Origin of the sequence: Clostridium nigeriense (assembly GCF_050585245.1) — a bacterium.
GTDB classification, from domain to species: Bacteria; Bacillota; Clostridia; order Clostridiales; family Clostridiaceae; genus Clostridium; species Clostridium nigeriense_A.
Genome location: NZ_JBNOOF010000001.1, coordinates 1 through 24,233 on the forward strand (window position 1 = coordinate 1; position 24,233 = coordinate 24,233).

Consider the following 24,233-nt stretch of genomic DNA (forward strand, 5'->3'; position numbering starts at 1 on the left):
TTAATAGAACAATATAAAACAGCAACAAACTGGGTTACATATGCAACACAATTTAGAGCAATAGAAGATTATCCAGATATAGCAGGAGGTATATAGAATGGTTGTAAAAGAAATAAAAGAAATTAACGGAGTACAATATGCTTACAATTACTCTAGCGAGGGTTTATATATAGAACGAGATGGTGTAATGTATTCGGAAGCAATAGACCCTTTAGGAAGTGAAAGAGAATATAAAGAAACAGATAAATTAATAGAGAAAGATGTTTTAGAGATTAGAGAAATCTAGTCTCTTTTTTATATCAAAAAATAAAGAAAGAAGGAGGTGCAAAATGAATGAAATAACAGGGTTATTTAATACCTTTGTATTCCCAGTAGCTCTATGTATTTTACTTATATGGTTTATGTATAAGAAGATATGGCCAAGAATTGAAATGACACTGGATAGAGTTACTAAAACAAATGAGGAGCTAAGTACAAGCAATAGAATTTTAACGGAGAACTTAGTAAAGAAAGTAGATCACATGGATGTTAAAGTAAACTCTATGGATTTTAAATTAGATAAAGTTTTAAAAGAGAAAGAAGGGAATAGAAATGAGTAAACTAGTAACTAAATTAACAAGTTTAATAGAAGTTAAAAAGATTATAGCATTAATTGTTATAACAGTATTTTGTATTCTTAGTGCTAGAGAAGTAATAAGTACAGAGCAATTTACTACAGTAGCGATAATGATAGTATCTTTTTACTTTGGACAATCTACAGTAAAGAGTACAGTTAAATCAGCCAAGGAGCAGGAGTAATCTTGCTTCTTTTATTTTATAAAAATTAATTAATGAAAGAAGGAATGATAATATGAAAATAGCAGTAAGAGGAGGACATAACTTCCTAGCAAAAGGAGCGAGTGCATTAATAGATGAAACAACAGAAGATAGAAAAGTTAAAGATAGTGTTATTAAATATTTAAAAGAATTAGGTTATGAGGTATTAGATGCTACTCCAGGGGATATAGATTCAGATTCTGATTTAATTTATGGAGTAAATAAAGCTAATAACTGGGGAGCAGATTTATTTATATCTATACATTTCAATAAAGCTTATAATAGCTACACTGGTGCGATAGGAACAGAAACTTGGGTATATAGCAAAAATGATAATTATAATGATGAAGAATATGCACAAAGAATAGTAAATACTATAGGAGCTTTAGGTTTTAAAAATAGAGGAGTTAAAACTTCTACAGAACTATATGAATTAAAGGCTACGAAAATGCCTAGTATAATAGTAGAAGTATGTTTTGTAGAAGCTACCGAAGATGTTGCTTTATATAAAAAGTTAGGTCCAGATGCTATTGGAAAGTCTATAGCAGAAGCAATAGCAAATAAAAAAGTAGAAGTTAGTCAATTTCCATTACCTTTAAAAATGATTTCTGATGCTATGTCTTATACAGAACAAGTTAAAGTTTACGCTAAAGGAGATTTGCTTACTGCAGACGCAGAAAACCAATGGGCCTATGCTATAGAATTAGATGGTAAGCGTTGTTGGGTAGAAAAAGAAAATGTTAAAGTTATAGGAGAATCTGATTCACGCTATAGAAGAGCTACATTAAAAGTTACTGTACAAACATGTAGGGCTTTTGCTAAAGAAGTTAAGCCTTTCTATAAAGGAGAAATGATAACAGCTACACAAGAAGTATCTGCTTATTATATATTAAATATAGAAGGACAAAATGTTTATATAAGAAAGAATGCAGTAACTAATAGATAAATTTAAGCCTAGTAGGTAAGGAATATCCTTGCTTACTAGGCTTTTTTATTTTAGCAAAATAATAAATATTTACTTTATTTACATAATATGGTAATATGTGAATGAAGGGGTGGTAAAATGATTAATAAAAAATTAAAAAGATTTTTGACAATAATGATGATTACAGCAATTTTTTCATCTGCTTTTTTAGTGAAAGAAGCGAAGGCATATAATGCAGGTGGAGATGGTAAGGTAAAAATAAACTCATGGGACATAAATAATTTTAATAGTACAGCAGATTTATGGACACAAAATATTACAAGCTACACTCCGGAAAAAGTTACTGATAGAATGACAACAGGGGATTTTAATGGAGATGGCAAGGACGAGATGGTAGCATTTTATGATTATGGTAGTAATAATACTAGAATTCATATGCTTTCCGAAAATGGAGGAAGTTATTCTTATAGTACACCATGGGTGTCTGAGACAGGAAACTTTTATGCTCCAAGCATAACAGGTAGAGTTGTATCAGGAGATTTTGATGGTAATGGGAAAGATGAGATAATGGCACTATATTATCACTATGATACTACAGCTACAATGTTTCAATTTTCATTAGATAATAATACACAAAAGTTTTCTGCTAATTCAGTATGGAAAGCTACTGGGGTTGATGCAGATCATATGGCAGCAATGGTAGCAGGAGATTTTGATGGAGATGGGAAAGATGAAATTCTATTATTCTATGATTATGAAAATAATGTTACTGGAATGTTTGAAATAAAAATGGGTTCAGATGGAAAACTTACAAGTAGAAAAGCTTGGGAGAGTAAAACTTATAATGCGAGCAAAATTAAAGGGAAAACTGTGGCAGGAGATTTTAATGGAGATGGAAAAGATGAAGTAGCAATGTTCTATGATTATGGAAATGCTACTACAAAAATATGGACTTTAAATTATGAGAATAATAATTATGCTGGAATAGAGAAATGGTATACATCGGACTTTGATGCATCTAAAATAACAGATAAAGTAGTAGCTACACATAATAAAAATGGAACTAAAGACAAAATAATTGCTCTATATGACTATGCTAATAATGAAACTGGTGTATTTACATGGGAGTTACAATCAAATAATAATTTTTCTTCTGTAAGGCATGGAGTAATTAGCAATTATGAAGCAGAAAGAGTAATTGGAAGAGTTGCAGTAGGTAAATTTGATGGACAAACTACAAGATTGATTGCCATGTATGATGGAACTGTTGTACAATCACAAACAAAAGGTGAACGAGTTGTGGCAGAAGCTAAGAAACACCTTGGAGTTCCTTATTTATGGGGTGGAACTACACCAAGTGGATTTGATTGTTCGGGATTAACACAATACGTATATAGAGAAGCAACTGGAATTGATATATCAAGAACTACTTATACTCAAAGATATAAAGGAATATCTGTATCATATTCAAATTTACAAGTTGGTGATTTGGTATTTACGAATAATTATGATCATGTGGGAATATACGTTGGAAATGGACAAATGATACATTCACCAGATGAAGGGGATGTTGTTAAAATTTCTAATATTTATAATTTTGTTGAAGGTAGAAGAATTTTATAATAAATATAACAAAAGCACCCAGAACAATCTAGGTGCTTTTATGATGTTAAAAAATGTATAAAAATATTGACTACAATTGTATCAGTAAATAAAATATAATTAGTAATACTTGTTAATAATCATATAAAACTAGTAAGTTTATTAAGCCACACTCAATATATGATTAATAAGTATTACCTATAAAAAAATCCACATAAAACGAAAATAACACCTAACTTTTACGCTTTTGTTAGGTGTTATTTTTTGGTGAATAAAATGTTTTGAATACTGATTTTAATAATATTAACTTATTAGTTTAATTATAGACAGTAATATTATGTTTTATACATATTAGAATTAGTAAATTAATAACAAATAAAGTTGTAATAAGATATTATAAGTTGTCGAATTATATAATAATAATAGAGTGTTTGTCGAAAGGCTTGAAGGAATAAAGAAAATCTTTTATTATCATAAGCGAATATTTTGTTTTTAGGGGGAATAATAAATGAAAAAAATGATACAATGTAAATCTTGCTCTAAAGAAATAGCATCGAGTGCTAAAGTTTGTCCAGGATGTGGAGCAAAAAATAAAAAACCAATATACAAAAGAGTATGGTTTATAGTTATAGTACTTTTGATACTAGTTGGAGCAATAAATGCAGCAGGTGGTGGTAATTCTACTACGCCAAATAGTGGAACAACTGAAACTGGACAAGTAGAAAATTCTACAGCAAAGAAGGAAAAGTTTGAATTAGTTGGGGAAGTAGAAACAGAGACAGATCAATTTGCAACTTACTTAAAAGGTGTTATAAAAAATAATAGTGGTAAAGATTGTAGTTATGTTCAAGTAACTTTTAATTTATATGATGCTGAAGGAAATCAAATAGGAACAGCTTTGGATAATATAAATAATCTTGAAGCAGATGGAACTTGGAAGTTCAAAGCTATGGGAATTGATGTTGATGGTGAAATAGCATCTTACAAATTAGCTGAAATAACAGGATTCTAAGATTATAAAAACAATATATAACTAATTAATTTATAAGATAAGAAAAGCTAGGTACCAACAATTAGGTATCTAGCTTTTTATTGTATATTACTATATAAGTAATAGGATTTTAAGGAAAAAATAGGTTGAATACAGAACATTTGTTTGGTATAATTTTTATGAATTTTGATATGATTATTTACGTTTAAGCAAGGGGGATGAAGTCACATGAATAGTGAGGAAAAAGAGTTTTTAAAAGTTTTGTTAGAGGTTTTGCATAAAAAATCTACAAATTAGAAAAATAATTTGATATACTTGTTTGTGTTAAATTTTATTTATGGAGGAATATACATGTTTAAAGAATTTGATAATAAATCGATTGAAGAGTTAAAAGCAAAAGGTGAAAAAAAACTCTTCTGTATTCAAACTTGGGGATGTCAGATGAATGAAGAAGATTCTGAAAAGTTATCTGGTATGCTTAAAAGTATAGGATATAGTAAGACAGATAATTTAAATGAAGCTGGAATAATAATATATAATACTTGTTGTGTTAGAGAAAATGCAGAAAACAAGGTATTTGGTAACTTAGGAGAATTAAAGCACTTAAAAAAGAAAAATCCTGATTTAATTGTAGCAGTTTGTGGTTGTATGATGCAACAAGAAGGAATGGCAGATAAGATACTTAGTAAATTTCCACACGTTAACATAATATTTGGAACACATAATGCTTATAAATTTCCTGAGTATTTAAATAGAGTAAGAACTGAAGGGGTTCAAGTTAAAGAAATATTTAATAAGGAAACAGAAATAATAGAAGGTGTGCCTATAGATAGAGAAAGCTCAGTAAAAGCCTTTGTTACAATAATGTATGGTTGTAATAATTTCTGTACTTATTGCATAGTTCCATATGTAAGAGGAAGAGAGAGAAGTAGAAAGTCTGAAGATATAATAAATGAAATTAAAGATTTAGTATCTAAGGGATATAAAGAAATAACGCTTCTAGGACAAAATGTTAACTCTTATGGTAAAGGCTTAGAAGAAGATATAGACTTTGCTAAACTTTTAAGAAAAATAAATGAAGTTGAAGGATTAGAAAGAATTAGATTTATGACTCCTCATCCAAAGGATTTAACTAAGGATGTTATAATGGCCATCAAAGAGTGTGATAAGTTATGTGAGCAAGTTCATCTTCCAGTTCAAAGTGGGTCTAATAGAATATTAAAGAAAATGAATAGACATTATACTAAGGAGTCTTACTTAGAATTAGTTGAACTTATAAAGAAAGAAATTCCGGGAGTATCTATAACTACAGATATAATAGTAGGGTTTCCAGGAGAAACTGAAGAAGATTTCTTAGATACATTAGATTTAGTTAATAAGGTTCAATATGATTCAGCATTTACTTTTATTTACTCAAGAAGAAATAATACACCAGCTGATATGATGTTAAATCAAGTTCCAGATGAAGATAAACATCATAGATTTGATAGATTAATAAAAGCAGTAAATGAAAGTGTAATAAGAAAAAATAAAGAGTTTGAAGGAAAAACTGTAGAAGTATTAACTGAAGGTCCAAGTAAAAATGATGAAAGTAAATTTACTGGTAGAACTAGAAATGGAAAGCTAGTTAACTTCTCAGGTGAAGATGTAAAACCAGGTGACTTAGTAAATGTAAAAATAGTAAGAGCACAACCATTCTCACTTGTTGGAGAGGTAGAGTAATTCAAAAATTTTACTATTTATTAAAATAAAATAACTTTTATATTAAAACCTATTGAATATTTTTAATTTTATTATTATAATGGAAAAAAGTAATATTAATAAAGATTGTGATAAGGAAAAGTAATTTAACTAAACATTAAAGAGAGCTAAAGCAAGGTGAAAGTTTAGTATGGGACGTTAAATAAAAGCAGCCTTTGAATCTCATATTGAAAAATAAGATTAATCTTAATTAGGTATTGACGGTTTTCTCCCGTTAAAGAGAAATGAATATATTTATATTCATACTGAGTGAGTAATTTATTTTACTTATTAGGGTGGTACCGCGGAAGCTTCGTCCTTCGTCCCTTTTTGTTAGGGACGAAGGACTTATTTTGTTATTTAATAATAAATAATCACCTGGATAACTATATATATGGAGGTATTTATAATGGATGAAATCTTAGAAGTTTTAGAAAAAAATAGTAGGTATAAGGATGAAGAAATAGCTACAATGACTGGCAAAACTGTAGAGGAAGTTAGAGACGCAATAAGAGATTATGAAGAAAAAAATATTATTGCTGGATACACAACTCTAATTAATTGGGAAAATACAGGGAAAGAAACTGTAACAGCTTTGATAGAAGTTAAAATAACTCCTCAAAGAGGTGTTGGATTTGATAAAGTAGCAGAAAGAATATATAAATTTAATGAAGTAAAAGCTTGTTATTTAATGTCTTCTGGCGGGTTTGACTTAACTGTAATAGTTGAAGGAAAAACAATGAAGGAAGTAGCATTATTTGTATCTGAGAAGCTTGCTGTTCAAGAATATGTAACTGGAACTGCAACTCACTTTGTTTTAAAGAAATATAAAGACCATGGTAGAGTATTTAAAGAAAGAAAAAATGAAGCTAGGGAGGCTATATTTATATGATTCTAGAAGAAATGATATTAAGTAACGTAAGAAACATGCCTCCATCTGGAATTAGAAAATATTTTGATTTAATTAATGAAATGGATGATGTTATATCTCTTGGAGTAGGAGAGCCTGATTTTGTTACTCCATGGAATGTGATAGAAGCAGGGATATATTCATTAGAAAAAGGACACACTCACTATTCTTCTAATGCAGGTTTCATTGAGTTAAGAAAAGAAATTTCAAATTATTTAAATAGAAGATTTAATTTAAAATATGACCATAATAATGAAATATTAGTAACCGTAGGTGGTAGTGAAGGTATAGATCTTGCTTTAAGAGCGTTAGTAGGGCCTGGTGATGAGGTTATAATTCCTGAGCCTAGCTTTGTAGCATATAAGGGATGTGCAACTTTTTGTGGAGCTACACCTGTAACAATAAATTTAAGGCAGGAAGATGAATTCAAACTAACTGCAAAATTATTAGAAGAGGCTATAACTCCTAAAACAAAGGTAGTTATAATTCCATTTCCTAATAATCCAACAGGGGCTATTATGACGAAAGATGAACTTAGTGAAATTGTAGAAGTGCTTAAAGATAAAGATATTATAATACTTTCTGATGAAATTTATGCTGAGCTTTCTTATGATAAAGATCATTATTCAATTGCTTCTTTTCAAGAAGTTAAAGATAGAACTCTTGTTATTAATGGCTTTTCTAAGGCTTATGCTATGACAGGATGGAGATTAGGATATGTTTGTGGGAATCATATCTTAATAGATGCCCTAAAGAAAATACATCAGTATGCAATAATGTGTTCACCAACAACAGCACAATATGCTGCTATTGAAGCTCTTAAAAATGGTGATGATAGTGTTAGAGAAATGGCAAGAGAATATAACAGAAGACGAAGAATTCTAGTTGAAGGATTTAGAGAAATGGGATTAGAATGTTTTGAACCATTAGGTGCATTATATGTTTTTCCGTGCATTAAATCTACGGGTCTAACTTCAGATGAATTCTGTGAAAAACTATTAATAGAAGAAAAAGTACTAGCTGTACCTGGTAATGCTTTTGGTGAATGTGGAGAAGGCTTTATAAGAGCATGTTATGCCTCTTCTACAGAAGATCTAATAGAAGCTGTTAAAAGAATAAAAAAATTTGTACAAAAGCACAAAAACTAGATTAATAGTTTTATAATGAAAATACGTAAAAGATAGTCTTTTAATACAATAAATATATATTTTTATATAAATTTTCCAAATTACTGTTGCAAAGTTATTAAATTAATAATATAATAATAAAAAATAAGTTTTGAACAATGGCGTTCAATAGATGGTTTTCTATTGTGCGCTTTTTTTTATAAATAAAAGGGGGAAGTTATTATGTCAAAATATTCGAAGGAAGATGTATTAAGGTTAGTAGAAGAAAATGGGGTTAAATTTATCAGATTACAATTTACTGATATATTTGGGGCATTAAAAAATGTTGCTATTACAAATAAGCAATTAGAAAAGGCACTAGACAATCAAATTATGTTTGATGGTTCTTCAATTTCTGGTTTTGTTAGAATAGAAGAATCAGATATGTATTTAAGACCTAACTTAGATAGCTTTGTTATTTTTCCATGGAGACCTCAACAAGGTAAAGTTGCTAGATTGATATGTGATATCTATAGACCTGAAGGAGATCCTTTTGAAGGAGATCCTAGAAATATATTGATGAAGGTTTTAAAAGAAGCAGAAGCGTTAGGATTTTCAATGAATGTTGGACCAGAATGTGAATTTTTCTTGTTGAATACAGATGAATATGGACAACCATTATTAAAGACACAAGATGATGCTGGATACTTTGATTTAAGCCCTTTAGATGCTGGTGAAAATGTAAGAAGAGATATTACATTAGCATTAGAAGATATGGGATTTGAAATTGAAGCATCACACCATGAAGTTGCAGCTGGACAAAATGAAATAGACTTTAAATATGAAGATGCATTAACTACTGCAGATAATATAATGACATTTAAGTTAGTAGTTAAATCAATTGCTCAAAGACATGGAGTTCATGCAACATTTATGCCTAAGCCATTTTTTGGAATTAACGGATCAGGAATGCATGTTAATATGTCATTAAATAAAGATGGAAGAAATGCTTTCGTTGATGAAAATGATAAATTAGGCTTAAGTAAAACAGCTTATAGCTTTATTGCAGGATTAACAAAACATATTAAGGGAATATCTGCTATAACTAATCCTCTGGTAAATTCTTATAAAAGGTTAGTTCCAGGATATGAAGCTCCAGTTTATATTGCATGGTCTGCCAAAAACAGGAGTCCATTAATAAGGGTACCAGCTACAAGAGGAAATGGAACAAGAGTTGAACTTAGATGTCCAGATCCATCAGCAAATCCATATTTAGTACTAGCATGTCTTTTAGCTGCAGGACTTGATGGAATTAAAAATAATTTAGTGCCACCAGAAAGTGTTGAAAAGAATATATTCAAGATGTCATTAGAAGATAGAAAAGAAGAAGCTATAGAAAGTTTACCTGGAAGCTTAGAAGAAGCTATAAAATGTATGGAAGAAAGTGAATTAGTTAAGAAAACATTAGGTGAACACACTTTCAATAACTATATTAAGGCTAAGAAGGCAGAATGGGATGATTATAGAAGTAAAGTGCATCAATGGGAATTAGATAATTACTTGAATCAATATTAATTTTACTTGTAAGGGAGTAATATAAATGGCAATAGATGTAATTATTGCACTAAATAACGATGTAATTTCTCAAAAGATAAAAACTATATTAACAGGAAATGGATACAATGTTATAGGTATGTGCACATATGGTAATGAACTTATACGAACTATAAGACAGTTTTCTCCATCTATAGTCATTAGTGGATATAAATTTAAAGATATAAATTTAATTGATATTTATGAGAATATTGGGGATGAATGCAGCTTTCTTGCTATAGTAAATGAACCATATAGATCTTTTGTACAAGAAGCAACGGATATTTTTTGTATTTCTAGTCCCGTAAATACTTCATTATTAATAAATACTTTAGACATTATTTATCAAAGCGAGAAAAGAGTTAAAAAACTTAAAGAAAAAGTAAATGATTTAGAAGTAAAAATAAATGAAAGAAAAGTAATAGAAAAGGTTAAAGGGATACTTATGTTAGAAATGAGTATTTCTGAACAAGAAGCTTATAGATACATTCAAAAGAATAGTATGAATGCTGGTCTTAAAATGATTGATTATGCAAAGAATATTTTAAATCAAATAAATCACTAATCTCATACTAGCCTTTGGGCTAGTATAAGATTATCTCTTAAAAAATTACTTATTGAAAGGAGGACTTTTATGCTTAAGGATATAGGCTTATATAGAAGTTCTTTTGAACACGATGCTTGCGGAATTGGAGCTATAGTTAATATTGATGGAAATAAAACTCATAAATCTATTCAAGATGCTCTAAATATATTGATTAATTTAGAGCATAGAGGAGGGACTGGAGCCGATGGTAAAACTGGTGATGGCTCTGGTGTATTATTCCAAATACCTCATAGATTTTTTAAGGAAGAAGCTCAAAAACTTGGTGTAATTCTTCCAAAGGAAGGCGATTATGCTATTGGGATGTTCTTTTTACCAATAGATAAATTAGAAAGAGAAGCTTGTGTAAATATATTTGAAAAATTGTGTGAAGAAGAAAATTTAAAGATATTAGCTTGGAGATCTGTACCGGTAAATAAATTAGTTTTAGGTGATTTTGCTACTTCATCTATGCCTTCTTTTAAACAAGTTATAATTGAAAAACCTTCAAGCATATTAGATTTTAGAGATTTTGAAAAAAAATTATATATTATAAGAAGAAGGTTTGAAAAAGAATTAGTAACAGAAAATGCATATATAGCATCATTATCTTCAAAGACAATAGTATATAAAGGCTTATTATTAGCAGGACAACTTAAAAACTTTTATATTGACTTATCTAATGCAAAAGTTGAATCAGCAATAACAATGGTACACTCAAGATTTAGTACAAATACTGTACCTAGTTGGAAAAGAGCTCATCCTAATAGATATATTATTCATAACGGTGAAATAAATACTTTAAGAGGCAATATAAATAGTTTGTTAGCTAGAGAAGGTAGTTTATCTTCAGATGTATTAGGTGATGATCTTAAGAAGGTATTACCAATAATAAATAGTGAAGGTTCAGATTCTGCTATATTAGATAATACATTGGAATTTCTAATTATGAATGGTAAGAGTATTGAAGAAGCAATTATGATGTTAGTTCCGGAGCCTTGGGAAAAAAATAATTTTATTTCAAAGGAAGAAAAAGCTTTCTTCGAATATAATGCCACTTTGATGGAACCATGGGATGGTCCTGCTGCTATTGTATTTTCAGATGGTAATGTAATGGGAGCAACTTTAGATAGAAATGGATTAAGGCCTGCTAGATATTATATAACTAAAGAAAATACTTTAGTTTTATCATCAGAAGTTGGTGCTTTAGATATAAGAAATGAAGAAATAGTATCTAAAGGTAGATTAACTCCAGGAAAGATTTTATTGGTTGATACTATTAATAAGAAACTACTAAGTAATGAGGAAGTTAAAAAAGAATACTATTCAAAAGAATCATATTTAAATTGGATTAATGAAAATATTATTAGTATAGAAGATTTATCTATATATAGTATAGATGATGCTAAATTTAATATAAATAGAGACAAGCTTCTGCAGATATTCAATTATTCTTATGAAGATTTAAAAAATACAATCTTACCTATGTGTGAAAATGGTGAAGAACCTCTAAATTCAATGGGGGTTGATACTCCATTAGCTATATTATCAAAAGAATCACAATTATTATTTAATTATTTTAAACAACTATTTGCTCAAGTAACTAATCCACCTATAGATGCTATTAGAGAAGAAATAATAATATCAACAACAGTATATCTTGGATCATCAGGAAATATATTAGGTAACTTAAAAGATAATCAGCAAAAGATTAAGTTATCTTCCCCAATTTTATCTAATGAGGATTTGAAAAAAATTAGAACTATAGAAAATTATCACTTTAAAGTAAAAACTATTTCAATTTCATATGGAAAAACTAATGAAGAATATGATTTAGAAATGGCTGTAGATAATTTATGTAGGAAATCTGAAAAAGCAATATTAGAAGGATATAATTTAATTATTTTAAGCGATAAAAATGTTAATGACAGATTAATACCTATTCCTTCACTTTTAGCAATCTCTTCTGTCCATCATTATTTAATTAAAAAAGGATTAAGAAGTAAAGTTGATTTAATAGTTGAAAGTGGAGAACCAAGAGAAGTCCACCATTTTGCAACTTTAATAGGTTTTGGAGCTTCTGCAATAAATCCATATTTAGCATATGAAGCAATTTATAAGTTAAAAAATGATTTTTTACTTAAAGAAGATTACAATATTTTAATAAAAAAATATAAAAAGGCAATATTGAAGGGATTAGTGAAGATAATATCTAAGATGGGTATCTCAACTATTCAATCTTATAAAGGGGCACAAATATTTGAAGCTGTAGGTATAAATCAACATGTTATAAATAAGTATTTTACTAATACTATCAGCAGAATTGAAGGAATTTCATTAAAAGAAATTCAGGATGAAGTGTTAAAAAGACATAGAAATGCATATAGGGATAGTAATTTAAATTTTAAGTTCACTTTGGATTCTAATGGAAAAGATAAATATAGATCAGAAAAGGAAGAGCATTTATATAATCCATTAACAATATACAAACTTCAACAAGCAACAAGAACAGGTAATTATGATACTTATAAGGAATTTACTAAATTAATTGATGCTGAGGATTCTTTTATTACTTTAAGAAGCTTATTAGATTTTAAATTTTTAAGCAATCCAATTCCATTAGATGAAGTTGAAAGTGTTGAATCTATAGTTAAAAGATTTAAAACTGGTGCAATGTCCTATGGTTCTATTTCAAAAGAAGCACATGAAGCTTTAGCTATTGCAATGAATAGAATTGGTGGAAAATCTAATACAGGAGAAGGAGGAGAAGATAGTGAGAGATTTATTCCGGATGAAAATGGAGATTGGAAACGTTCTGCTATAAAACAAATAGCTTCAGGAAGATTTGGGGTAACATCTGAGTATTTAATAAATGCAACTGAGCTACAAATAAAAATGGCTCAAGGTGCTAAACCTGGTGAAGGTGGACAGCTTCCAGCTAAGAAAGTATATCCATGGATAGCAAAAACAAGAGGCGCTACTACAGCAGTAGGATTAATATCACCTCCTCCACACCATGATATATATTCTATAGAAGATTTAGCACAACTTATTTATGATTTAAAACAATCAAATGATTTAGCTGATATATCTGTTAAGTTAGTTGCTGAAGCTGGAGTTGGAACAGTAGCTACTGGAGTTGCAAAGGCTGGTGCTAATGTAATATTAATTTCAGGTCATGATGGAGGAACTGGAGCATCACCAAAAACCTCAATACAAAGTGCGGGATTACCATGGGAACTTGGACTTGCAGAAACTCATCAAACATTAATTTTAAATGGATTAAGAGATAGGGTTAGATTAGAAGCTGATGGTAAATTAATGACAGGAAGAGATGTTGCTATAGCGACGCTTTTAGGTGCTGAAGAATTTGGCTTTGCAACAGCACCGTTAGTAGCTTTAGGTTGTGTAATGATGAGAGTTTGTAATTTAGATACATGTCCTGTTGGAATTGCTACTCAAAATAAAGAACTTAGAAAGAGATTCAAAGGTAAACCAGAGTATGTAATTAACTTTATGTATTTTATTGCAGAAGAATTAAGAGAATATATGTCTAAATTAGGGTTTAGAACTGTTGATGAAATGGTTGGAAGATTTGATAGACTTAAAGAAAAAGATAGTAAAAAAGGATTTAAGAGAAGTAAGGTTAACTTATCTTCATTATTAATTCAAGATTCTAGATTTTTTATAGCAAATAATAAATTTAATAAAAACTACAAAGAAAAGAAAGCAAATACTTTAGATAGAAGCTTATTAATACCGATGGTAGATAAATATTTCAATAATGAAGAATCATTAAATATAAGTATAAATATAAATAATACGGATAGAGCTTTAGGTACGCTTCTTGGATCTAAAATTACTAGAAAATATGGATTTAACACATTAGATGAGGATTCTATAATTTTAAACTGCACAGGCTCAGGAGGACAAAGTATAGGTGCTTTTATTCCTAAAGGTATAACTATAAAAGTTGATGGGGACTGTAATGATTATTTAGGAAAAGGATTATCAGGAGGAAAAATTGTAGTTAAAAATCCTTCAAATTGTAATATAAATCCTGAAGAAAATATAATTATTGGGAATGTTGCTTTATATGGTGCAACTTCAGGAAAGGTATTTATAAATGGAGTTGCAGGTGAAAGATTTGCTGTAAGAAACTCTGGTGCAACTGCTGTAGTTGAAGGTGTAGGAGATCATGGGTGTGAATATATGACTGGAGGAACAGTAGTATTATTAGGAAAGTGTGGTTTGAATTTTGCAGCAGGTATGAGTGGTGGTATAGCTTATGTCTTCGATAAAGATAATTCCTTGAATAATAAATTGAATAAGGAATTGATTAGAATTGAAGCTTTAGATGATAAAGATTTGGGCATACTAAAAGGTTTAATAGAAGAGCATGTTGAATTAACTGAGTCTACTCTTGCTAAAAACATATTAAATAAATGGAGTGAAGAAGTTAAGCAGTTCAAAAAAATAGTTCCTAGTGATTATAAAAAAATAATAACTTTAATTGATAAGAAAAGAGAAGAAGGATTAAGTCATGATGATGCATTACTTGCTGCCTTTTATGAAAGGAGTGTAATGTAATGGGAAAACCAACTGGATTTTTAGAATTTGAAAGAAAATTGGGAAAAAATGATTCTGTAACTGAAAGAGTAACTCATTACAACGAATTTCATAATTTACTTTCTAAAGATGAGCAAATAGAACAAGGTGCTAGATGTATGGATTGTGGAATTCCTTTTTGTCAATCCGGTATACTTATTAAAGGAATGGCATCAGGTTGTCCTTTAAACAACCTAATACCTGAGTTTAACGATTTAGTATATAAGAATAATTTAAATTTAGCATTAGACAGATTATTAAAGACAAATCCTTTTCCAGAGTTTACAGGAAGAGTATGTCCTGCACCATGTGAATCTGCTTGTACTGTCTCAATAAATTCTCCAGCAGTTAGTATTAAAGAAAATGAAAGATTCATTATTGATAATGCATATGAAGAAGGGTTTCTTAAGGCTGATGATCCTAAGTATAGAAATGAAAAGAAAGTTGCGGTAATAGGTTCAGGGCCTGCAGGGTTATCATGTAGTTATTATTTAAATAGATATGGATATTCTGTCGATGTCTATGAAAGAGAAGATAGAATAGGTGGACTATTAATGTATGGAATACCTAATATGAAATTAGATAAGGAAGTCGTTGATAGAAGAATAGAAATTTTAAAAGAGGAAGGGATCAATTTCTTTACTAATTATGATATATGTTTAGATGAGGATTTTAGAAATGAAGTTTTAAATAAATACGATGCTATAGTATTGGCTACTGGAGCAACTAAACCCAGGAATTTAAATATTCCTGGAAGAAACTTAAATGGAGTTTACTTTGCTGTGGATTATTTGAAAGAAAACACTAGGTACTTATTAAATAATTTAAAAAATGAAAAATTTATTTCTTGTAAAGATAAAAATGTTTTAGTAATTGGCGGTGGAGATACTGGTACTGATTGTGTTGCTACTTCGATAAGACAAGGGTGTAAATCTGTAATTCAATTAGAAATAACTAACCAATTACCAAATGAAAGATTAGAAAGTAATCCTTGGCCAGAATGGAATAGAACATTAAAAGTAGATTATGGACAAGAAGAAGCACTTGAAATATTTGGTGAAGATCCTAGAAAGTATTGTAAAAGTGTTAAGGAATTTATTTCTGATGATATGGGGAATATAAAATCTGCTAAAATTATAAAAGTTCAATGGTATACTGATAAATCAGGTAGATTTACCTTTAAAGAAATAGAAGGTAGTGAAGAAGTTATAGAAGTGGATATAGTCTTACTTGCTATGGGATTCTTGGGGACAGAGGAATATATAAGTAATAGTTTGAATTTAAATTTAGATGATAGAGGAAATATAAAAGCTAAATATAAATCTTTTAAGACCAATAAAGAAAAGATATTTACTTGTGGTGATGCCAGAAGAGGTCAATCATTAGTAGTTTGGGCAATACGGGAAGGCTTAGAAGCTGCTAAAAGTATAAATGAATATCTAGACTAAATTATTCATAAATATTAAATGTAAAAATAAAAAATGGTAAAAAGAATTTATGAATAGTAAAATTTACTTCCTTTAAATCTTTTAGATATTCATATACTAATAATATGAATATCTAAAAGGGAGGGCTAAAGATGATAAAAAAGTTTGCTTTAATTTTTTTAGTTTCAACAACCATATTAACTTCGAATATAGTAAAATCTGATGAAATTAGGCAAAAAGGTAATGCTTTTAGGGTATTTAAAGAATATTCTTTAGATCTTAATAAGGAAGATAAATTTGATGACTTTTGGACCTCTAAAAATGAAGGATATCTTAATGAATCTCAAAAAGAGAAAATTACTAGTTTAAGAGAGAAAGTAAAAAATGGTGAATTCTTAACCATTACAGAAAAAAATGAATTAAAGGCTATTAAATCTGAAGTGATTAAAAGCAAATTAGGTGAAGAAAAGTATAAAGAACTTGAAAATTTAATAGAGAAAAGAGAAGGTAATGTAGAATTAACATTACCTGAAAGAGAGAAACTTTATAAGCTTAATAAAGAAGCAAGAGAATAATTTAGGGTTTAGATATTCATATTATTAGAAAAGCATTAAAATTAATTTAATGCTTTTTCTTTTAAAAAATATTAGTAATTTTTTTAAATAAATGATAAAATTATTTAAACGTATTATTTTATAATTTTTACGTTTAATATTTGTACCGGAAGGAATGTTTATTGTGGAGAGATATAAAGAAGAATTTATTGAATTTATGGTTGAAAGTAATGTTTTAAGATTTGGTGATTTTGTTACTAAAAGTGGAAGAAAGACTCCATTCTTTATAAACACAGGTAATTACACAACAGGAGCTCAATTAAAGAAATTAGGGGAGTTTTATGCCAAAGCTATAAATAAACATTTTGGAAAGGATTTTGATGTATTATTTGGACCTGCATATAAAGGAATTCCACTAACTGTTACAACGGCAATTTCATTAAATGAATTATATGATATCAATGTAGAATATTGCTCTAACAGAAAAGAAATAAAAGATCATGGGGAAGGTGGTATTTTATTAGGAGGAGCATTAAGTGATGGAACTAAAGTTGTAATTGTTGAAGATGTAATGACAGCTGGTACATCAATATATGAAACTACTCCTATTTTAAAGGCCCAAGGAAATATTGATATTAAAGGACTTATTATTTCCGTAGATAGAATGGAAAAAGGAAAATCTGAAAAGTCTGCACAAGATGAAATTAAGGAGAATTTTGGCATAACTACATATTCAATAGTTTCAATGAAGGAAGTTGTAGAGTATTTATATAACAAAGAATTAAATGGTAAAGTATATATAGATGATTCAATGAAAGCTGCTATAGAAGCTTATTATGAAAAATATGGTGTTACATATAAATAAAAGGTGTTGTTTTTAGACACCTTTTATTTATTATTAAAATCTAAAAATTTCAACACTTCAAAAACTAATAAAGTTATCTCGTTTTGACTATAACCATTAAAATAATGAGATCCTGAATTTAATGTAAGTAGTTTACTTTCAACACTGTTATCTAATAATTCATTATATAGGCTAGTAGCATTTTTATAAGGAACTATTTCATCTGTTTTACTATGTATTATTAATGTACTAGGTGATGATTTATTTATATATTTAATTGGACTATAATTATCTAAGCTTTTAGTTGATTTTAACAAGCTTTCAATTTTATATTTATATTCTATCTCTATAGATGATGTGTCTAGACTATATAAGTCTGTAGGTCCAAATACATCTATAATATAACTTACTTTAGATGGGTACTTCATTAATTCCTTATCTCCAATAAAGTCATCTTCTTCTGAATATGAAGCCATAAGTGCTAGATGTGCCCCTGATGATATACCTAAAATTCCAATATTATCAACATCAAAGTTATATGTATCTTTATTTTTATATATCCATCTAATTGCATCTTTTACGTCTTTAATTGGATTCTCTATCCGGGTATTTTCTTTTAATAGTTCATAGGATACACTTACTATTGTATATCCTTTTTTATTAAAAGCTTTTATTACTGGTTCTAGTCCTATGGGAATTCCATTATCACCATATATCCAACTACCACCATGTATGTATAAAATGACTTGTGAAGGTTCATTTTCTATTTCTGATCTATATATATCTAAAAAAACATCATTAGATTTAGATTCTTTATATTTTAACCCTCTAACATCCATAGTATTAGTTACATAGTAGTTAGTTAGTTGTGCTAATGTTTCGATTGATTTATTAGAATTTTTTAATTCTATATAAACATTATAAGCTATTGTTAAGGAATCTTTAAAATAAAGAATTATACCTAATGTAGTTAATAGGATTGATGTAATAAAAATGGTAAAAACTTTAAGTACTTTCTTCAAATAATCAACTCCTTATATTTAATATTTATAGTATTGACATAAATATTAAATATAAATGAAATTTAATTATAATTTTTATCTTATATGAATATATTGTACTAATATTTAAATTTAAAAATATAAGGAGGAAGTTGCTGTTTGCAACAAATAACTTATGGAAAGTACTTTTAACCTATTGAGTCTTAGTTATATTTCAAACGTTATTTTAAATAATAATGACAGTAGTAAGTTACTAATAAATAATTTGAATGAAGAAGATATATTAAAAGCTATTAATGAAATTACATCTCATTATTTATTTAATAAAGAGCAGGTTTTAATTATTTCAAATACTGAAAAAAGCAAAATTTTAAGTCAAAAGATATTTAAATCCCTTGGGAAAAGGATTATAGACTTTCATGATAATGATGATTTAAATTATAGAATAAAAGAGTTATTACTAGATTTATACCCGCAAACAGGTAAAACTATTATAAGTAAGATAGAGTTAATAAATAGAGATATTAAGAAAAAGTATGAAATATTATTACGAATTAATGACTTATTTTTAAATAAGAATATTAATAATATTTCACTAATAGAAAAGTATAAGATTACTGAAAGAAAGATAAATAATTATGATTTATATTACAAGTATTATAAATCATATAGAATAAAGAAACCTCTAAACAAATATTCTTATTCAAAAGTAAAAGAATCCTGTAAAAATATATTATCTTCAGGTTTTAGTTTTTCTTATGTAAAATATAAAAGATTCATTGATAATGATATATTTAAATGCTTAATATATCCTATAGATTATAATCTCCTAAGTAAAACTATAGATGAAATTAACCATATAACTAGCAATAAAATAATAAATTATAATTTAACATACTCAAAATATACTAGTGATTTTATTGATTTATTCTTTTTAAATGAGACTATGGATGAAAATTATATTGCCTCCTTATCAAATATAATTAATTTGAAATATAATCATGATTTGCTAAGTATTAATGAAAAAAAGAAATGGTTTAACATATTTAAAAAGAAAAAAGGATTAGAGAAAGAAGATAAATTGAATCTATTTACAAAGTGTCAAAAAGAAATATATGATGAATATATAAATAACTATAATTCAATTTGCAGTTTAAAAGATAATTTATCATTTTTAAAAGAAATTTTAAATGACGGAACTTACATTGAAACTCTTAGAAATATTGTTAGAGGAGAAGATGTATACGAAACTTTAAAATTTTATTTAAAAATATTTAAAGTTGCAGATAAAGCTAAGACAGATCTTGAGATAGTAAATAGTTTATCTCCAATAGAAAAGGACATACTTAATTATTGCTATGATGATTTAGAAGAGAAAAAGGAAATTAATAATTTAATATCATATTTACCCAATCTGAAGCTTTATTTAGAAATAGAAGAAGAGGAATTTAGATATAATGACATTATTAAAATATATAATCAATATGATAAAATAATAGAAGATATTTTTAATGATATATACAAAAGGGATAGTTTATTATATAGTGCTATAAATAGTGTATGGGATAATCAATTAAAAGATGGTTATTCATTATTAATGGAAAAGATAAATTATATATCTATAGAATCAGTAAATAGATTTTTTCCCTGTGTAATATCTAATGGGTCCATAGATGAATTAGATAATTTAATTGACAAAAAGTTCTATTTCAAAAGAATCGTTGTTGAACTAGATGAGTATTATATTTTTAATGAAAATATATTAAATAAATTAAATAGATTAGGAGAAAATATAATTATATTATCTAAAAGTAAAAATAATAGTATAAATGATTTTAAAATAATTGATAGTATAGGGTTATATAATCCTTATATAACTTCTCATAATGAAAGCATACTAATTAACGAAATAAATAATTTTTTAATTAGTAAGGGATTAGCAATAAATGCAAATGTTAGCGGGAATTATTTAGAACTTTTAAAAAATGATTCAGAGAAAAAGATAATAGTTATAGTATCTCCTAGTAGTAAGAACTTAAATTATGACCTTTTATTAAATGATATATATAAACTTAACTATTATAGACAAAATAATATTAAAATTTATAGGGTATGGTATAGAGATTGGTGGATAGATAAATATGGAGAATATACTAAGCTTGAAAAATATATAAAAGAAATATAAAGTAATTGACAATATTAATCTATTGCACTATACTAGTTAAGTAAATTAAATAAGACAGTTCGTAAGCCTCCTGTCTATAAACAAAACTACGGTGATTAATTGCAATTTGTATTAAGTGTGATTTTATTAGTAGAGGTTTTATTTATTTTAATAAACCTCTTTTTATTTTTATACAAATTAGCTTTTATTAAATTCGTATATTGAGGTGTCTATTATACTATAGGCGCCTTTTATATTTAAAAATGGAGGAGTAAATATGAGACACGATTTAACTAAAAAAATGGTAAGAACAGCATTAATTGCAGCTATTTATGCAGTTATGACATTAATATTAGCCCCAATTAGCTATGGAGCATTTCAATTTAGAGTATCAGAAATCTTAGTGTTATTAGCTTTTATTGATCCAATATATATAGGTGGATTAACTTTAGGTTGTTTATTAGCTAATATTTTAGGTGGACTAGGAATATTAGATATTATATTTGGAACTTTAGCTACTTTTATAAGTGTATTAGCTATATATGGAACATCTAAAATAATAAAAAATAAAAATATTTCTCTAGTAGTAGCGTCATTATGGCCAACAATATTTAATGGAATTATCGTTGGATGGGTAATTTGGGCATCAAGCGTAGATTCAGCTGTATCATTATTTATTATAATGTTACAAGTTGCCTTTGGTGAATTTGTAGTAATAACAATTGCTGGAGTTCCGGTCTTTAAGTTACTTGAAAAAACTAGAATAAAAGAAGTTTTAATATAAAAAATAGGCTTAGATACTTTTATAGTTGTCTAAGCCTATTTTTTTGATTAAAATATATTTAGATAATAGATAAACATTAAGGAGAAACTTATGAATTTAATAACATTGGAAAATATAAATAAGACTTATAGTGAAAAAGTTTTATTAAAAAATGTAAACTTAAATATAAATGATGGTGATAAAATAGGACTAATTGGTTTAAATGGTGCCGGTAAGTCAACTTTACTTAAGATATTAACTGGAAGAGATGAATTCTTTGATGGAAAGGTATCAAAAAGTAAAAATGTTAGAATAGAGTATTTAGCTCAAGATACAAGGTACGAAGATAATTCTACAGTATTAGAACAAATATTTAAGGGTGATACTCTTGAAATGAAGCTTTTAATGGAATATGAGGACTTATTAGATAAGGTATCTAAAGATCCTTCTTTAAATGATAAACTTATACAATTACAAAGTAAAATAGATACTATGAATCTGTGGGATTTAGAGAGTGACGCTAAAACAATTCTTACTAAACTTGGAATTATGGAATTTAATCAAAAAATGCGTGAACTTTCAGGAGGACAAAAAAAGAGAGTATTCTTAGCTTCATCATTAATTACACCTTGTGAATTGCTAGTTTTAGATGAGCCTACTAACCACTTAGACTCAGAATCTATTGAATGGTTAGAAGAATATTTAAATTCTAGAAAAGGTGCTTTAATTATGATAACTCATGATAGATATTTTTTAGATAGAGTTACTAATAAAATATTAGAATTAGATAGAGGATCACTATATCAATATGAAGGTAACTATAGTGACTTTTTAGAAAAAAAAGTTGAAAGACTAGAGATAGAGGCTGCTAAAGAGGAGAAGAGGCAAAAACTTATTTTAAAGGAATTAAAATGGGTTAGAAGAGGTGCAAAAGCTAGAACTACTAAACAAAAGGCGAGACTTCAAAGATTTGAAGACTTAGTTAATACAGAATATACAGCGCTAAACTCTGAGGTTGAAATGCCGTTTATAGGTAGAAGATTAGGTAAAAAGATAATTGAAATTAATAATATCTCAAAAGCTTATGAAAATAAAGTACTTATAAAAGATTTAAATTATATATTTTCTAAAAGTGATAGAATAGGTATTATAGGTAAAAATGGTGCAGGTAAAACTACTTTAATTAACATTATAACTGGATCTATAAAGCCTGATAAGGGTATTATAGAAATAGGGGATACAGTAAGTATAGGTACTTTCTCGCAAGATAATACTCATATGGATTTAAATCAAAGAGCAATTGATTATATTAAGGAAGGCGGAGAAAATATTCCAACAGAAGATGGTTATACTATAACTGCCTCACAATTAGCTGAAAGGTTTTTATTTGATGGAACACTGCAATATACGCCAATAGAAAAACTTTCTGGTGGTGAAAGAAGAAGATTGCATTTGCTTAGAGTGTTAATGGAATCACCAAATGTACTTATTTTAGATGAACCTACAAATGATTTAGATATAGAAACGCTAAAAATTTTAGAAGATTTTTTAGATGAGTTTATGGGAGTAGTTATTATAGTGTCTCATGATAGATATTTTTTAGATAGATTATGTAATAAAATATTCTCTTATGAAGGAAATGGATTAATAAAAGAGTATACAGGAAACTATAGTGATTATTTAATAAATAAAGAATATGAAAAGATAAAAAATCCAGAAATAAAAGATAAAGAAAATAATAAGAAAATAGTGAATAAAAGCTATAAAAATAAAGATGAAAGACCTAAGTTTACTTTTAAGGAACAAAAAGAATTTGAAGAAATATATGATGTTATAGAAAGTCTTGAAAAAAATATAGAATCTTTAGAAGAAAAAATGCTAGAAAATGCAAGTAATTATGGTATTTTAAATGAACTAATAAAAGAAAAGGAAGGGTTAGAAGAAGAACTTTTATTTAAATACGAAAGATTAGAGTATCTAGAAGACTTAGATAAAAAAATAAAGGAATATAGGAAAAATTAAATTTTTCTTTAAATACTATAGTTCATATAGTATAATTTATGAGAAATACAACAAAAGGAGATAAATAATGAAAAAAATAACAAAACTATTAAGTAGTATATTAGTATGTGCTTCTTTAGTTGCCTGTGGAACTAAGAGTTCAGAATTAAAAGAAGGAATAACAGTAGCAGATGTGGTTGCAAAAGTTGAAGAAAAGGCACCAATGCAAATGCCTATGGAGTTAGATGATTCAACTGTTTCAGATTTAACTACTATAAATTTAGAAGATGTAGAAGAATATGCTATAACTAAAGCTATGATCATTAACTCAGCTGATGTTACTGCAATAGTAAAAGCAAAAGATGGTAAGGTTGAATCTGTTAAAAGTGCTTTACAAGAAATGTTAGATACTGAAAAAAATAACGCTTATTTACCAGATCAAAAAGAAAAAACTGAAAATGCGATATTAACTGAAAAAGGAAATTATGTTATACTTTTAATAAATGAGGATGTTAAATCAGCAGAAAAAGCAGTCAATGAATGTTTTGAATAGGAAATAGGTAGAAACTAGATAAGAATATTCTTATCTAGTTTTTTTAATAAAT

20 protein-coding genes and 1 other annotated feature are annotated in these 24,233 nt (G+C 27.7%); of the genes, 19 read left to right on the forward strand and 1 reads right to left on the reverse strand.

The features are described from left to right. The first annotated feature begins 97 nt into the window (after positions 1 to 97). The 15 genes from ACQPUY_RS00005 (at position 98) to pyrE (ending at position 17,720) form a co-directional block, all read left to right on the forward strand. Complete coding sequence (locus tag ACQPUY_RS00005) at positions 98 to 286, forward strand: hypothetical protein (protein ID WP_430838802.1); 189 nt, start codon at positions 98 to 100, stop codon at positions 284 to 286. Positions 287 to 329: 43 nt separating this feature from the next. Next, complete coding sequence (locus ACQPUY_RS00010) at positions 330 to 599, forward strand: hypothetical protein (protein ID WP_430838803.1); 270 nt, start codon at positions 330 to 332, stop codon at positions 597 to 599. Beyond that, positions 592 to 798, forward strand: a complete 207-nt coding sequence (locus ACQPUY_RS00015) for a hypothetical protein (RefSeq protein ID WP_430838804.1) — start codon at positions 592 to 594, stop codon at positions 796 to 798. The genes ACQPUY_RS00010 and ACQPUY_RS00015 overlap by 8 nt, the downstream gene beginning before the upstream one ends. Positions 799 to 850: 52 nt before the next feature. Beyond that, positions 851 to 1,762, forward strand: coding sequence for an N-acetylmuramoyl-L-alanine amidase (locus tag ACQPUY_RS00020; RefSeq protein WP_430838805.1), 912 nt, complete (start codon positions 851 to 853; stop codon positions 1,760 to 1,762). A 117-nt stretch (positions 1,763 to 1,879) separates the two neighbouring features. After that, entirely contained in the window at positions 1,880 to 3,364 is a 1,485-nt protein-coding gene (locus ACQPUY_RS00025) for an NlpC/P60 family protein (RefSeq protein WP_430838806.1), read from the forward strand. 487 nt (positions 3,365 to 3,851) lie between these two features. Then, the gene (locus ACQPUY_RS00030; RefSeq protein WP_430838807.1) at positions 3,852 to 4,355 is read left to right on the forward strand and encodes an FxLYD domain-containing protein; all 504 of its coding nucleotides are present in this window, start codon (positions 3,852 to 3,854) and stop codon (positions 4,353 to 4,355) included. A 330-nt stretch (positions 4,356 to 4,685) separates the two neighbouring features. Continuing rightward, positions 4,686 to 6,056 carry a tRNA (N6-isopentenyl adenosine(37)-C2)-methylthiotransferase MiaB gene (gene miaB / locus ACQPUY_RS00035; protein WP_430838808.1) on the forward strand — a complete coding sequence of 457 codons (1,371 nt, stop codon included), beginning with the start codon at positions 4,686 to 4,688 and terminating at the stop codon, positions 6,054 to 6,056. A gap of 98 nt (positions 6,057 to 6,154) precedes the next feature. Further along, positions 6,155 to 6,405 (forward strand) — a binding site (T-box leader). 78 nt (positions 6,406 to 6,483) lie between these two features. After that, positions 6,484 to 6,966 carry an Lrp/AsnC family transcriptional regulator gene (locus ACQPUY_RS00040; protein ID WP_430838809.1) on the forward strand — a complete coding sequence of 161 codons (483 nt, stop codon included), beginning with the start codon at positions 6,484 to 6,486 and terminating at the stop codon, positions 6,964 to 6,966. Then, entirely contained in the window at positions 6,963 to 8,132 is a 1,170-nt protein-coding gene (locus ACQPUY_RS00045) for an aminotransferase class I/II-fold pyridoxal phosphate-dependent enzyme (protein WP_430838810.1), read from the forward strand. The genes ACQPUY_RS00040 and ACQPUY_RS00045 overlap by 4 nt, the downstream gene beginning before the upstream one ends. Before the next feature lie 201 nt (positions 8,133 to 8,333). Continuing rightward, positions 8,334 to 9,665: a type I glutamate--ammonia ligase gene (gene glnA, locus ACQPUY_RS00050; RefSeq protein WP_430838811.1), complete on the forward strand. Its 1,332-nt coding sequence runs from the start codon at positions 8,334 to 8,336 to the stop codon at positions 9,663 to 9,665. A 25-nt stretch (positions 9,666 to 9,690) separates the two neighbouring features. Next, positions 9,691 to 10,248, forward strand: a complete 558-nt coding sequence (locus tag ACQPUY_RS00055; RefSeq protein ID WP_430838812.1) for an ANTAR domain-containing response regulator — start codon at positions 9,691 to 9,693, stop codon at positions 10,246 to 10,248. 69 nt (positions 10,249 to 10,317) lie between these two features. Further along, positions 10,318 to 14,856 (forward strand): glutamate synthase large subunit, encoded by a 4,539-nt coding sequence (gene gltB, locus ACQPUY_RS00060; RefSeq protein WP_430838813.1) that lies wholly within the window; start codon positions 10,318 to 10,320, stop codon positions 14,854 to 14,856. Next, positions 14,856 to 16,322, forward strand: a complete 1,467-nt coding sequence (locus ACQPUY_RS00065) for a glutamate synthase subunit beta (RefSeq protein WP_430838814.1) — start codon at positions 14,856 to 14,858, stop codon at positions 16,320 to 16,322. Before gltB ends, ACQPUY_RS00065 begins: the two co-directional genes overlap by 1 nt. A 131-nt stretch (positions 16,323 to 16,453) precedes the next feature. Beyond that, entirely contained in the window at positions 16,454 to 16,876 is a 423-nt protein-coding gene (locus ACQPUY_RS00070) for a hypothetical protein (RefSeq protein ID WP_430838815.1), read from the forward strand. Positions 16,877 to 17,039: 163 nt separating this feature from the next. Continuing rightward, positions 17,040 to 17,720, forward strand: a complete 681-nt coding sequence (gene pyrE, locus ACQPUY_RS00075) for an orotate phosphoribosyltransferase (RefSeq protein ID WP_430838816.1) — start codon at positions 17,040 to 17,042, stop codon at positions 17,718 to 17,720. A gap of 23 nt (positions 17,721 to 17,743) precedes the next feature. Here the strand turns inward: pyrE and ACQPUY_RS00080 are convergent, their stop codons facing one another. Then, positions 17,744 to 18,721 carry an alpha/beta hydrolase fold domain-containing protein gene (locus tag ACQPUY_RS00080; RefSeq protein WP_430838817.1) on the reverse strand — a complete coding sequence of 326 codons (978 nt, stop codon included), beginning with the start codon at positions 18,719 to 18,721 and terminating at the stop codon, positions 17,744 to 17,746. 154 nt (positions 18,722 to 18,875) lie between these two features. Between ACQPUY_RS00080 and ACQPUY_RS00085 the strand changes: the two genes are divergently transcribed. The 4 genes from ACQPUY_RS00085 (at position 18,876) to ACQPUY_RS00100 (ending at position 24,181) form a co-directional block, all read left to right on the forward strand. Then, positions 18,876 to 20,885 (forward strand): hypothetical protein, encoded by a 2,010-nt coding sequence (locus ACQPUY_RS00085; protein ID WP_430838818.1) that lies wholly within the window; start codon positions 18,876 to 18,878, stop codon positions 20,883 to 20,885. A 256-nt stretch (positions 20,886 to 21,141) separates the two neighbouring features. After that, on the forward strand, positions 21,142 to 21,648 hold the full coding sequence (locus tag ACQPUY_RS00090; protein ID WP_430838819.1) for a QueT transporter family protein: 507 nt from the start codon (positions 21,142 to 21,144) through the stop codon (positions 21,646 to 21,648). A 90-nt stretch (positions 21,649 to 21,738) separates the two neighbouring features. Then, the gene (locus tag ACQPUY_RS00095) at positions 21,739 to 23,649 is read left to right on the forward strand and encodes an ABC-F family ATP-binding cassette domain-containing protein (RefSeq protein ID WP_430838820.1); all 1,911 of its coding nucleotides are present in this window, start codon (positions 21,739 to 21,741) and stop codon (positions 23,647 to 23,649) included. A gap of 67 nt (positions 23,650 to 23,716) precedes the next feature. Next, entirely contained in the window at positions 23,717 to 24,181 is a 465-nt protein-coding gene (locus ACQPUY_RS00100; RefSeq protein WP_430838821.1) for a DUF4358 domain-containing protein, read from the forward strand. The last annotated feature ends 52 nt before the right edge of the window (positions 24,182 to 24,233 follow it).